This window comes from Chloroflexota bacterium, from assembly GCA_016197225.1.
GTDB lineage: Bacteria > Chloroflexota > Anaerolineae > Anaerolineales > VGOW01 > VGOW01.
Genome location: JACPWC010000048.1, coordinates 45914 through 58766, shown reverse-complemented (window position 1 = coordinate 58766; position 12853 = coordinate 45914). Strand labels below are relative to the sequence as shown.

General features: G+C 57.8%; 13 protein-coding genes and 1 pseudogene. 2 read left to right on the top strand and 12 right to left on the bottom strand.

The window, feature by feature from the left end:
- Positions 1–15: 15 nt before the first annotated feature.
- The 7 genes from HYZ49_08150 to HYZ49_08120 all read right to left on the bottom strand — a co-directional run bounded on the left by HYZ49_08150 (position 16) and on the right by HYZ49_08120 (position 6583).
- Positions 16–282: an acyl carrier protein gene (locus HYZ49_08150; protein ID MBI3242248.1), complete on the bottom strand. Its 267-nt coding sequence runs from the start codon at positions 280–282 to the stop codon at positions 16–18.
- A gap of 81 nt (positions 283–363) precedes the next feature.
- The gene (locus HYZ49_08145) at positions 364–1437 is read right to left on the bottom strand and encodes a hypothetical protein (protein ID MBI3242247.1); all 1074 of its coding nucleotides are present in this window, start codon (positions 1435–1437) and stop codon (positions 364–366) included.
- A 71-nt stretch (positions 1438–1508) separates the two neighbouring features.
- A complete protein-coding gene (locus HYZ49_08140; protein ID MBI3242246.1) occupies positions 1509–3188 on the bottom strand; it encodes an AMP-binding protein in 1680 nt (559 codons plus the stop codon).
- Positions 3185–3748: a nucleotidyltransferase gene (locus tag HYZ49_08135; GenBank protein ID MBI3242245.1), complete on the bottom strand. Its 564-nt coding sequence runs from the start codon at positions 3746–3748 to the stop codon at positions 3185–3187. The genes HYZ49_08140 and HYZ49_08135 overlap by 4 nt, the downstream gene beginning before the upstream one ends.
- On the bottom strand, positions 3732–4001 hold the full coding sequence (locus HYZ49_08130; GenBank protein ID MBI3242244.1) for a hypothetical protein: 270 nt from the start codon (positions 3999–4001) through the stop codon (positions 3732–3734). Before HYZ49_08130 ends, HYZ49_08135 begins: the two co-directional genes overlap by 17 nt.
- Before the next feature lie 23 nt (positions 4002–4024).
- On the bottom strand, positions 4025–5872 hold the full coding sequence (locus HYZ49_08125; GenBank protein MBI3242243.1) for an ABC transporter ATP-binding protein: 1848 nt from the start codon (positions 5870–5872) through the stop codon (positions 4025–4027).
- Positions 5873–5935: 63 nt separating this feature from the next.
- Positions 5936–6583 (bottom strand): hypothetical protein, encoded by a 648-nt coding sequence (locus HYZ49_08120; protein MBI3242242.1) that lies wholly within the window; start codon positions 6581–6583, stop codon positions 5936–5938.
- A gap of 223 nt (positions 6584–6806) precedes the next feature.
- Here HYZ49_08120 and HYZ49_08115 point away from each other — a divergent pair, with 223 nt between their 5' ends.
- Complete coding sequence (locus HYZ49_08115; GenBank protein MBI3242241.1) at positions 6807–7109, top strand: HU family DNA-binding protein; 303 nt, start codon at positions 6807–6809, stop codon at positions 7107–7109.
- Positions 7110–7228: 119 nt separating this feature from the next.
- Here HYZ49_08115 and HYZ49_08110 read toward each other — a convergent pair whose 3' ends face one another.
- The 5 genes and pseudogenes from HYZ49_08110 to HYZ49_08090 all read right to left on the bottom strand — a co-directional run bounded on the left by HYZ49_08110 (position 7229) and on the right by HYZ49_08090 (position 11277).
- Positions 7229–8539 carry an NAD(P)/FAD-dependent oxidoreductase gene (locus HYZ49_08110; GenBank protein MBI3242240.1) on the bottom strand — a complete coding sequence of 437 codons (1311 nt, stop codon included), beginning with the start codon at positions 8537–8539 and terminating at the stop codon, positions 7229–7231.
- 153 nt (positions 8540–8692) lie between these two features.
- A complete protein-coding gene (locus tag HYZ49_08105) occupies positions 8693–9304 on the bottom strand; it encodes a DUF3800 domain-containing protein (protein ID MBI3242239.1) in 612 nt (203 codons plus the stop codon).
- Between the two features lie 90 nt (positions 9305–9394).
- A pseudogene (locus HYZ49_08100) lies at positions 9395–10275 on the bottom strand (flippase-like domain-containing protein).
- 123 nt (positions 10276–10398) lie between these two features.
- Positions 10399–10647 (bottom strand): hypothetical protein, encoded by a 249-nt coding sequence (locus HYZ49_08095; GenBank protein MBI3242238.1) that lies wholly within the window; start codon positions 10645–10647, stop codon positions 10399–10401.
- Between the two features lie 237 nt (positions 10648–10884).
- The gene (locus HYZ49_08090) at positions 10885–11277 is read right to left on the bottom strand and encodes a hypothetical protein (GenBank protein ID MBI3242237.1); all 393 of its coding nucleotides are present in this window, start codon (positions 11275–11277) and stop codon (positions 10885–10887) included.
- A gap of 279 nt (positions 11278–11556) precedes the next feature.
- On the opposite strand from HYZ49_08090, the gene HYZ49_08085 reads away from it, so the two are divergent.
- Complete coding sequence (locus tag HYZ49_08085; GenBank protein MBI3242236.1) at positions 11557–12792, top strand: ABC transporter substrate-binding protein; 1236 nt, start codon at positions 11557–11559, stop codon at positions 12790–12792.
- The last annotated feature ends 61 nt before the right edge of the window (positions 12793–12853 follow it).

Below are 12853 nucleotides of genomic sequence, written 5' to 3'. Positions count from 1 at the left end.
ATTGCCCGATGCGTTTCAAAAGCCTGTCAGGTCTGTCTGATTCGCCAACTGCTCGTCAATGTAAGCCGCCACTTCCCGCAAAGTCTTCAACTCCTGGGCCGCCTCGTCGGAGAGCGTCGCCGGGGCAAACGCCTCCTCAATCTCCAGAATGACCGACATCACGTCGAACGAGTCCAGCCCCAGATCGTCCATCAATGATTGGTCGAGCGGCACGCGCTCCGGCCCAACTTTCAGTTTGGCGGCGACGAGTTGTTGAAGTTGGAGTTCGGTTGAGGTGGGCATTGGCCTAATTTAACCACGAAGATACCAGGACACAAAGCCTCAAAGTTTTCTCTGTGGCTTTGTGTCTTCGTGCCCTCGTGTTCAAAACAGCCGGAATTGTTCAAGCGTTTCAGCCGCGATCAGCGACTCGCCACGATAAAGCGGCGCGGGGCGGAAGCCGTATGACTTGGCGAGGTCGAAAATAGTTTGCATTCGCTCCGGGGTAATGTTGCCCTGGCCCATCGAATAACTTTCGTAACGGCCCGACATTGCCAGCGCCATCGCTTCGCTAAAACAGCCGTACATGAGTTGAGGCGCGGGCAGTTGCAGATAGGCGCTCAAGTCGAGCGCGAACGGCATCTCGGCCATGCCGCCGGAAAAGATAATGGCCTCGCGGCGCGGCGCGGGCAACAGGGCAACTGTGTCCGGGTAGCCCACGTCGCACACAACTGTGCCGGGCCGCAGGTCGGCTTCGGCCAGCAAAGGTTGCCCGGCGCTGGTGGCGGTGATGATGATGTCGGCGGCGTAAGCGTTCGAGCCAATCTCAACGTTAGGAAGCGCCAACCCGGCGCGCAAGGCTTCGAGTTTGGATCGGTTGCGGGCGAGCAATATCAGCCGTTTGACTCGCGGGGCGAGGGCCGACACGCAGGCCCGGCCAATGTCGCCGGTTGCGCCGACGATTGCCACCGACCGTTCAGCCAACGTCCAGCCCAATTTTGCCAACAACGAGTAAAGCTGTTCAAGGGCCAGCGCCGCCGTGAGCGAGTTGCCGGAGGTGACGGCCAGCCCGAACTCGCGGGCCAGCGATTCCCCCTGCGCCCCGCCGACGATGGAAGTGAAGCCGCCGAGGCCGACGATCTTCGCGCCGAGTTCGTGAGCCAGCTTGCAGGCCGCGCGCACGGTTTTGCCGGCGGCGGCGAGGCCGCGCGGCGAGTTTACCTGTTCGGGCAGAAATGAACAGAGGATCATCTTGCCACGAACAACCGAGCCGTCGGCCAGCGGCACGACGATGTCTTCTTTCGCGGCGCGGGCAGGAGTCATTTCAAAGAGTTTGGTCAGCGCCGAGACACCTAGTGTTCGCTTCGCGGAGACACCAGGTGTCTCGGCGCGTTCAATCGCGGCAAGATGTTCGTAGCTGGCCGGGTGGCCGAGCAAGGCGAATGTAATGCTGGACATTTTTTGGACAATGGACGCTTCGCAAGCGGATTTAGTAGATGATATTTTATCCTTTTATCTGTTCAATATGTTCAATCCGTTGACCCAAACTCCCCGGCCAGGTAACGCGCTTTGCAGTCGAGGCGTTTGAGTTTGCCGGTGAGGGTGGATTGGATGGATTTGGGTTTGAGCAGGATCACGTCACCCGCCGGGTAGCCTGCCGCCACTAAAGTTTGGCGGAGGCGCAAGCGTAGAGCATCTTGATCTTCATCAGGATCAAATTCGGCTAACACAACCAATCGCTCGGATGCCGTCCCGGCATCTTCAACACCAATGGCGACTACGCGCTCGGCGCGCACGCCTGGCACGGCGCTGGCAATTTGCTCCACGTCGTCAGGATAGTAGTTGCGCCCGCCGACGATGATGACTTCCTTCTTTCGGCCCGTGAGGTAAAGTTCGCCGTCGGCGAGGTAGCCGAGGTCGCCGGTCCAGAGCCAGGTATTGCGTAGTGCGTATTCCGTTGATTCTGCGTTTGCATGGTAGCCGCTCATTAAACTCGGACTGCGGACGATGATTTCGCCGGTTCGGCGTTCGGGCAAGGTTGAGCCGTCGTCGGCGACGATGGCGACTTCGACGCCCGGCAGTGGCGGCCCCACCGAGGCCAAGAGGCGGGTGTCACCGGAGTGAGCAGGTCGGGCTTCGCCATCGGCCAGTTTAGCAAAATCCACTTCATCAAACTTTGGGTCGCGATCCAGCGCGGGCATCGTCACTGCCAGAGCGGCCTCGGCGAGTCCGTAGGTGGGCGTGAAGCTGGCGGAGCGAAACCCGGCGGCGGCAAATTTTTCGCCGAAGGTTGCGAGGCTGTCGCGGGTCACGGTTTCTGCGCCGACGAGGGCGACGCGAACGGCGCTGAGGTCGTAGCCGGTTGCGTCTTTGAGGCGTTTGGCGCACAGGGCGTAAGCCGAAGGCGGGCCGCCGGTGATGGTGGCTTTGGTTTCGGAGAGTGCTCTGAGCCACGAGGCCGGGCGGAGGACGAATTCTTCTGCCGGGATGAGGTTGACGAGGCCGCCGGTGTAGGCCGGGGTGAGCAGGAAGCCAATGAGGCCCATGTCGTGAAAGAGTGGCAGCCACGAGACGGCCCAATCTTTGAAGCGGTCGTAGAGGGCGAGCGAGGTTTGGAGGAGGGCGGTTTGGGCGAGGAGGGCCCGCTGGGTGAGGAGGACGGCTTTGGGGTCGCCCGACGTGCCGGAGGTAAATTGAACGAGGCCGAGATCATCGGCGGTGGAGTGGCTGTCGTAGTTCGGCGTCATTGCTTCGGCCTGCCCTTCGGCGAGAACGGCAATGTGGCTGAACTGTGGAAGTTGAGCGAGTTTGGCTTGGTCACTTGGCACAACGAGAGCTTTAGCGTTGACGAAGCGGATTCGGTCGGCGAGCGTGGCAAGATAAGGATCGTCGGCGGCGAGGCGACGAGCGGGAGCAACCGGAGCCGGGACAACGCCGGCCATGAGCGCGCCGAAGTATGCGCCCACGAAGGCGTCGCAGTTGGGCAGGGCGATGATGACGGCCTCGCCGTGTTTGAGGCCGCGCTCGGCGAACAAGGCCGCCCACTGCGCCGACCATGTCCACGCTTCGGCGAAAGTGCGCTGTTTTTCGACAACCCCTTTTTTCAGGATTCGGGTGAAGGGCTGGTCAGGGATGGTTTGGGCGTGGCGGGCGAGGGTGGAGGGAAGAGTGCCGGGTGTGGCGTGGGGCGTGGAGCGTGAAAAGGTCATTCCAGCGATTTGCTTTGAGTGAGCAGGCGATGATAGCCGGTGAGGATTTCAGGCTTCTCCAGTGCTTCGGCAAATTGGCTCACCCAATTCTCAATGTAGTCTTCGTCCAGTTTGCCGCGATGGGCGATTAACAATTCTTCCAAATCTATCAAGTCTTTGCCACGCCCGGCGTAAGATTTTTGGATGATCAGATCTTCTATCGAGCAAACCCAGGCTTTCCAACCGCCCAGGTCGCGTTGAGAAGCTCGCTCTATGATCAATTCTTCGTATCCAGGCAAGGCCAGAAGAAAATCTACGATCACGCCTTCGATGACAACATCAACGATAAAGGTGTTTTCCGGGACATGTTTTCTGGCGCGATCAGGGAAAGCGGCTCGCAAAGCGGCGCGAATGGCAGGGTAGTTGGAGTTGGGGACGAGCAACTTTAGATCAACATCATCGGTAGTGCGCATAAAGCCCCATTGCGAAACCGCAACACCGCCGATAATTGCATAACGGTAGCCGCGTGCTTCAAGCCAGTCAATTGCTTTTCGCAGGGAAGGTTCAAGCCCTTTTTCCATGCGCCCGCCTCCAGGCCTCGAATTTTTGCATCTTAGCGTAGTATTCGACCCACTCTGTGAAAGCTTGTGCCTGCTGTCGTTCACTCTGAGGCGGGGCTATCTTCTTGGCGAACTCCCAGAGATCAACATACCGGTGCCAAAGTTCGGCTGGCGTCAATTTGTCGGCGTCTCGCACGCGGTCAAGCAATTTGGCATCATTCCATTGCTTGAAGGATTCATAAGTCTTGCGATAAAGCTCTTTGTCGAGTTGCATGCCGTGATTCTACTCCTGAACCCTCACTTGTACGACTCAGCCTGCAACGTGAACAGCCGCGCATAAGTCCCGCCCAGCGCCAGCAGATCGCCGTGCGTGCCTTGCTCGGTGATGTGGCCGTTTTCGATAACGAAGATGCGGTCGGCCATGCGGACGGTGGAGAAGCGATGGCTGATGAGAACGGCCATCTTGTCGGCGGTCAGCTCGCGGAACTGCTGGAAGACCTTGAATTCGTTCTCGGCGTCGAGGGCGGCGGTCGGCTCGTCGAGGACAATTACTTCGCAGTCGCGCATGAAGGCCCGGGCCAGGGCGATCTTCTGCCACTCGCCGCCGGACAGATCGCGGCCTTTGGAGAACCAGCGGCCCAGCATGGTCTCGTAGCCTTCGGGCAGGGCGGCGATAACGGGATCAGCGCCGCTCTTTTCCGCTGAACCGACGATGCGCGGGCGATCTTCCAGCGATTCGATCTGGCCGAAGCCCACGTTCTCGAAGGCGGCCAGGTGATAACGCACGAAGTCCTGAAAGATCACGCCGATTCGCTGGCGCAATTCACGCAAATCGTAGTCGCGCAGGTCAACGCCGTCGAGGAGGATTTGGCCCTCAGTGGGGTCGTAGAGGCGGGTGAGGAGTTTGATCAGAGTCGTTTTCCCGGCGCCGTTCGGACCGACCAGAGCGATCTTCTCGCCGGGTTGAATCTTCAGGGTCACGTCGTGCAGAGCATAATCGTCGTGGCCTTCATATTTGAACGAGACGTTGCGAAACTCGATGCCGTGCCGGATCTCAACCGGGGCCGGTTGGGGATTGGCGGCAACCACCATTTGTGGCTCAAGCTCCAGAAAGGCGAAGAGGTTGGACATGAAGAGGCCGTTTTCATACATGTCGCTCAGCCCGTAGAAAATGGCTTCGAACATGCCCTGGCTGGAGCGGGAGATAGTCAGGTAAAGAGTCATGTCGCCCAGGGTGATCAGCCCGCCCACCGCCCGCCAGACGATCCAGGCGTAAGCCGTGTAAAAAGAGAGCGTCGCCAGCAATCCCCAGCCGAGCGAGGCCACGCTCCGCTTTTGGGCGATGGTCTGATCCTCGCGCAGGAACTTCCAGAACAGGTCGGCGTAGCGGCCCAGCAATGGCTCGCCGAGGCCGAAGAGTTTGACCTCTTTGACGGCTTCGTAGTCGGTGAGCAGATGCTCCAGGTACATGAGCTTGCGGGCTTCGGGCGCGCGCCACGACAGCACGCGGAAGTTAAGTTCGGCGTAACGGCTTTGGGCAATGAAGGCCGGGATGGTGGCGGCGAACAACAGGAGCGCCAGCCACGGGCTAAAACGGAACAGGAGCGCCCCAAACGAGATCAGAGTGATAACGTTTTGAATCAGGAAGAAGCCGCCGTTGACGATTTGCAAACTGCGCCAGTCGGCCTCGCGGCGGGCGTTCTGCAGTTTGTCGTAGAACTCGGCGTTTTCGAAGTGCGAGAGGTCGAGGTCGAGCGCTTTGCGAATAATGCGCGAGTTGATGCTCAGGTTGATGCGGGCGTGCAGAATGTGCTCGGCCAGACTACGAGCCTGGCCGTTGGCGGCCTGAATGAAGAGCAGGATGAACTCGATGATCAACAACGGCAAGACGGCTTGCAGACCCACTTGAGGGTCGGTACGCAGATTGACAGCCGTCACCACCGCATCCACGATCAGCTTGCCCACCCACGCTTGAGCGGCGGGGAGCGCCGAGCCGATCAACGAGCAGGCCGCCATCCCTAAAGCCGAGGCCGGGTGCGCGCCCCACACCACCCCAAACGCCCGGCGGACGTTGAACGCCGCATCCTTGATTTGCGTCCAGCGGACTGTTTTTTTGTTTTCGTTCTCAGAGAAGAAGTGGATCATGCGGAGATTGTAGCATGAGGGTGCCACATTGCCCGGCTGGACGTTTGGAGAGGAGATTGGAGGTTAGAAATCGTCCGGCGGCTCGCCGAGCATCATCAGGTAATTGAAATTGCCCTCCCCGGCGGTGCGTATCAGTTGGCGGACGATGGCTTCGGCGTTGTCATACGGCCCGGAGATGAACAAGGGCTTGCCGTCTTTGCCAAACTCTACCTTGCCACTCCGGGGGTGCGTCTCCGGCGGGTCAAGCACCCATTGCGAGTCCCGGAAGTCGCGCTGAGGCTGGAAGCCGAATTTGGCCGCATACTCAATGCCGCCATAGACAATTTCGTGGGCCAGCGCGGGCGAGATGCTCATCGGCGGCCCGGCGCTGCGATATATGTGAGGAAGAGCGTCGTGGCGAAATTCACTCGCTGGAATATCGGCGTTGCAATAGGTGTCCTTCAATCCCAGGCATAACACGTCCACCAAGTAGTTGCCAAACACGATGTTGCCGTTGGGCTGGCGGCGGGCGACGACGACAACCGCCAAACCGCCCTCCCCACTCTGCCAGTCTTTCTGGGCCCAACAGCCTTCAATGGGGTAATTGCGCGCGTGGCGGACTTGGTACAAGGCCGTCACCGCCCCAAGCGCCCGCTCTCGCTTGTGAGAAAGTTTCTCCTTTGTGCGCTTCTTGAGCGCTTTATCTTGTTTTTTCTTTTGGCCTTTTTTCATCGGGTTATCTCCTGAAGCGAGTTGAGCGCTTTCGGCTCGCAAGAAAGATAACACGGATTTGGCGAATTTAGCTGAGTGCGCTCCCTTTAATGCAAAAACCCGCTGTTTTCGCCCCTAGAACATCCGGCCTACAAAATGCCCCCCCGCTAGCGCATTCCCGCATTTTAGAGTATAGTTTCGGCCACTTTCGTATCCGAACCACTTTCAACAAAGGAGCACAACAATGGCAAAAGGAATGAATAAATCCGAATTTGTGGCGGCGCTGGCCGAAAAAGCCGGGCTTGAGAAAAAGCAGGTGAATGCTGTACTTGAGGCAATCTCCACGATTGCGACCAGCGAACTCAAAAGCTCGGGCGAAATGACCCTGCCCGGCCTGGTCAAACTCACGGCAGTACACAAGCCCGCTCAACCCGAGCGACCAGGCGTCAATCCATTCACCAAGCAACCCATCACAATCAAGGCTAAACCAGCCACAACTGCAGTGAAGGCCCGCCCCATCAAGGCCCTCAAAGACGCAATCGCCTAACTCAGCAAAAACGCCCCGAAATTTCGGGGCGTTTTTGATTCCAGTCTTTGATTTGCCCGCAGTTGCACTGCGGGCGACAGTGCGACTGTCACCTAAACACAAAGTTTCTGGTGAAGCCGTCACTTGTTCCCCGGCCCGTAATCTTCGATCACCATTTTCGCTACGTTCCGCCCGATTTCGACGGCGAAGTTCGTGCCGCGATCCCAGGGGTAGACCTGACTCATGCTGGCAAAATACAGGCCTTTGAGCGGCGTACGAATCGCCGGGATGTTTTGCGAGTGATTGACCGGCGGCACGGGCTGAGCGTACGGCGTTTTCCAAACCCAGAAACTTTTGATCCAACTGCGATCAAAGTTAGGATTGAAGCGTTTGAGGGCGGGCAGGAACCGCTCCAGCAGTTCATTGTCCGCCAGGCGGAAATACTCGTGGTCGGAGTCGAGGTAATCGCCGCAATAAACAAGGTTGTCGCCGCCGTAATGAGTGGGGCCGATGTAGTTAGTGTGCTCCACCAGCGCCAAAAATGGGAAACCGGCTTCTTTGGGGATGTTGTGCCAGTAATACTTGGTGAGCCGCCGCGTGAGCGACAGCACCATCACTACCGCGCCCATTGATTTCAGGTTGAGCAGTTTCTGGGCATATTCGCTAGTCAGGTCAGGGGCAAGCCGGGCCATGGCCGCCGGCGATGAAGTGGAGATGACCAGGTCAAACGTTGCCCCGGCAGAGACGGTTTCTACGTTGAAGCCGCCGTCAGCGCTTTTCTTGATTCCCGTCACTTGGCTGTTCAACCAGATTTGCGCGCCCTGCTTCTTCACCACTTCGGCGAGCTTATCTAAAAACGCTTGAAATCCGCCGATGAAGGTGCCGAGGCGAGTGGTGCGGCTGTGCAGGCGCGCCCACAGCCAGGCCATGTTCACCACCTTCAGGTTTTCTTCGCCAAATTTGCTTACCAACAGGGGCCGCCATAAAAGCTTGTAGACGTTTTCGCCGAACCAGCGGCGTGTCCACTCGTCGGCGGTCACTTTTTCCAGCGGTTGCCACCAGGGCGAGAAACGCAGGTAAGCGCCAGCCAGGCCGAAGCGGATCACGTCGGGAATTGAAAAGTGCCGCAGGAGAAACAGCGGCATGTTGGTGAACATCGAGTCGAAGGGGTGGAATTTGCCGTCGTAGTAAATGACGGTGTACGGGCGCGGAAAGACGACTTGGTCGCGCCAGCCCAATTCGTCAATCAGGCCGAGGATGCTTTTGTCTGATTGAAACCAGTGATGGTAGAACTTTTCGAGCGACCATTCCCAGTGTGAGGCTTTGAACCCGGCGGCGAGGCCGCCGACGTTGGGCGCGCCCTCAAAGAGAGTGACGTTGTGCCTGGCTTTGGTGAGGTCGTAGGCGGCGGCCAGCCCGGCCGGGCCAGCGCCGACGATAGCGATTTTCATGATTGACGCATCTCTCTGAGCAGGCTTATAATCAGCCTTGTAAGCTTGCTTTGCAAGTTCCCCCCGGTGAAGTCGTGCCCGACAGATGGGCGCGGGTTGGGTTTCAGGTGCTAGGAGCCTGAATAAAAGCATCCCCAACTAGCCGGGGCGGTTTTATTTCCCCGTGAAGTCTATCAGTTTAGCCTTGTCGTGCAAGTAGCCAAGGAGGGCATTGTCGCCAATGTGCTCGCTTGCCGTCGCGCCTGCCAGCATATCGGCTACTTGCAGGCCGTCTTCTTCACGCGCTGGCCTCACCCGGATATCTTTGAGCAGGGTTGAGCCAACGCGTCGCAATTTGTCTGATACGGCAATTCGTATTCTTTGCTGCAGAGCAACTTCGTCTCGACTTCCGTCAATGAGCAAGACCGCGTTATCAATCGACTCGGCAGGCATTTCGGCAACAGTTTCGGCGACGAAGTGCGCTACCAGGTCGTCGCCCCGCATTTTGCGCCAATCCTGCCCAAGAGCAGGTTTGTCAACTCGCAACGCAACAGCCGTAATATCTGTTTGAGCCAGCAAAGAAAAAAAGGCGGGCTTGATCAGTTCTGAAGCGTTCTTGAAGTGGAAATAGAAATTGCTGCCAAGCCTATAGTCATCGCGAAGCTTTTTCAAAGGTTCCGCAAAACCGGCAGTAGTAGCAAGACAGGCAAAAGCAAGAAACTTGGACGAACCTCGATTGAATTTGAAACCGGGGTCGCCTGACCAATCCATGTAAAGTGTCTTCATCGCAGCCTCCTGATAAGATAAACAAAATAAGGAGGCAAAAGTTGACTACGAACTTGCTCCGACAACTTCACACCTCAAAACAGGCGGCTTTCAAACCCCTTCTTTGGCCTCTCTCACCTCGGCCAGTTCTGTTTCCAGATTGCTCCACGACAAGCTCTCTTTGCCAAAGTAATACAGCCCCAGCGCGGTGATGGGGAGCCAGAGAGCGGCGTGCAGGACGATGGTGTAACTGGCGGCAATGTCGCGCGGCACGCCATAAGCCGAAAGCACGGCGATGCCCGGCGCATCGAATGTACCCACGTAGCCGGGCGCAGACGGAATCGTGGTGGCCAGGTTGACGATGCCGTTCATGAGCATGAGGGTGAAGAAGGGAACGCTGAAGCTGAAGGCGTGCATGACAAACCAGTATTTCACCGTTTCCAACAGCCAGATGACGACCGAGGTGGCAAAGACCATGAAGATGTTGACTGGCGAGCGAAGCGATTCCAGGCCAGTCCAAAAGCTGACGACCATTGCTGGATACTGCCCACATAGCCCGAGTCGCCGGAGACGGCGGCCAGGGCCGGCAGGTTGAAGATGACGAAGCCCAACATGACCACGCCGTCGAACACGCGCTCGATGACGACGGTGGCCAGGCTGGCGCTGACCGGCACGTCTTCTTTGCGCTTGAGGATGTAGGCCCGCAAAAGCTCGCCGATGCGGGCCGGGTAGATGTTGTTGCCCATGTAGCCGACGACGACGACGGGGAACATGGCGCGGAGTGAGATGTGCTTGAGCGGGCGCAGAAGGTAGTGCCAGCGCCAGGTTCGCGCCCACACGGCCAGGAAGTACACGACAATGGCTGGAACGAGCCACCAGTAGTTCGCGCTCTGCAGGGCGGCCCAGGCCTGGCTCAGGTCAATGCCCTGAAGCGCAATCCAGACAAAAACGGCGCTGACGGCCAGCCCGAGGAAGAATTGCCAACGTTTCATTGAAAGTTACCACGCGCAAAAAAGCGGGGCCAAGCCCCGCAGGATGAAGAGATTATACTCCACGATTAAACAAAACGGGCGAGGTTGTGGAACCCCGCCCGGTCTGATGGTTGTATTCAGTTTTTAGGCGGCTTCAGCCACCAGTTCAGGCAACATTTTGTCGAGCAAACGTTCAAGGGCCATTGTGTGGCTGCAACAATTGTGCATCAAAAAGTACTCGCAGTCGCAATGCCATTTCCCATTATCGAAACTCACGGCGTGGTCGTTGTTGTCGCCGTGGAACTTTACTGAAAAACTTTCGAAGCGAAAGCGGTGGCGCTCCTCAGCATAGCGTTTGGCCTTCTCAATTTTAGCGATCCGATTGTCCATCATGTGAATTTTCTCCTTCCGTAAAGTGTGAGGTGGGATAGAAACAAAAAAGCACGCGGATACAGAACTCCCGCGTGCTTTTAGGTTGCAGCAAACTCCAGTGAGGCTTTATCTCCGGGCATAGGCTTTTTCCTTGGCTCCTTTGACAGTTTGCAGTATAAACAAAGTGACCCCAGGTGTCAAATGACGTTTGGCCTACGCCGATAAGTATTTCATGAGCAATCTTTGTTCATTCAGCAACTACCTTTGAGATAACGGCGCCAGCCCGACAATGATGATGACAATTGCGCCCAGAACGGCAAACAGGCTGTTCCGATAACGGATTGTGTCGATCTCCTTTTTCCAGCGCGAGGGCAGGTGGGCGGCAATGGCGGCAAAAATCATGGTGATGGCGTGCTGGATTCGGTAGGGCGCAAAGCCGGCCCCGGCAAACCCCGTCCAGAACATGTAAATCAGGCCCAGGGCGACTTGCAAATCCATCATTCCACTGAAGACGGCGGCTAACCCGTTGTCCAGCCGGTCGAACCGGGCCGCCCGCCGCCAGCCCGCGAGGAACCGGATCACGGCGGCCAGGGCCGCGATCAGGATCAGCCAGCGCACGAGGGAATGAAGAACCAGTAAAAAGTCGGGCATAGAACCTCCTGAGAATAAGGCCATTGTATCCAGATTCGGATGGAATGATAGAAAATTGCGTTGTCCGACAACTCGTTGACTCTACTAGTAAAATCACTATACTTGTTCTCATCCTCATCTAATTTATACCAAGCGAAAACGAAAGGCAGGTGATACGGCCAAGATTTCCTGCGCAACGCTCACCCAAACGGCAAGTCGGATGTCACATTTTATCTACACCCTTAGGAGGAGCAAGCAGTGAACACCAAATTGATTCATAAAGTATTGGCCGGGTTGGCAATGGTCAGCCTGTTGCTGGCCGCCTGCGGCCCGACGCCCACCCCGGAAACTGTGGAAGTCACCCGCGTGGTGGAAGTGCAGGGAGAGACGGTGGTGCAGGAAGTGATCATCACCGCCACTCCCGAACCGGTCGTGGAAGCCGGCGGGCCATTGCAGACGATTGGCGACGGCGAAGGCGAAGTGTCAATCGTGGCCTGGGCCGGCTATATTGAAAATGGCTCGACCGACCCGGCCTATGACTGGGTGACCGGCTTCGAGGCCGATACCGGATGCAAAGTCAACGTCAAGACCGCCGGCACCTCGGACGAAATGGTGGCTCTGATGAACGAAGGCGGCTTCGACCTCGTCACCGCTTCGGGCGACGCCAGCAACCGCCTGATCGCCGGCGGGCGGGTGCAAGAGATCAACATTGATCTCATCCCAAGTTGGGGCACGGTGGACGAGCGCCTGCAAAACGCGCCCTGGCACACGGTAGACGGCAAGCACTACGGCGTGCCTTACCAGTGGGGGCCGAACGTGCTCATGTACAACACCGAAGTCTTTGGCGAGCAGCCGCCCACCAGTTGGAACGTGGTCTTTGAGGAGACGACACTGCCCGACGGCGAGTCGAACAAAGGCCGTGTCCAGGCCTACGACGGCCCGATTTACGTGGCCGACGCCGCGATGTACCTGATGGCCCACAACCCCGAGCTTGGCATCAAAGACCCGTATGCCCTCAACCGCGATCAGTTCAACGCCGCCCTTAATCTCTTGCGGCAACAGCGAGAACTGGTAGGCCGCTACTGGCACGATGCCTTCATCCAAATGGATGATTTCACCAACGAAGGGGTGGCCGCCTCCAGTTCCTGGCCCTTCCAGGTTAACTTCCTGCAGTTCAGCAACGTGCCGGTCGCCAGCATCGTCCCCGAAGAGGGCGCTACCGGCTGGGCCGACACGACTATGATGCACGTGGATGCCCCCCATCCCAATTGCGCCTACAAGTGGCTGGAGCATTCGCTCAACCCCAAACTGCAAGGCGACCTGGCCGCCTGGTTTGGTTCGGTGCCGGCAGTGCCCGCCGCCTGCGCCGGCAACGAATTGCTGACCGACGCCGGCTGCGCCACCAACGGCTTCGAGAACTTCAGCAAGATCAACTTCTGGAAGACGCCCACCACCGACTGCGGTGACGGCAAACAAGACTGCGTGCCGTATTACGAATGGGTCACCAGCTACGTGGCCGTGATCGGCGGACGCTAACCCACGACCACCGACGATAGACGATGGACGAAAGTCTATATCCGTCCTTCGTCTATCGTCC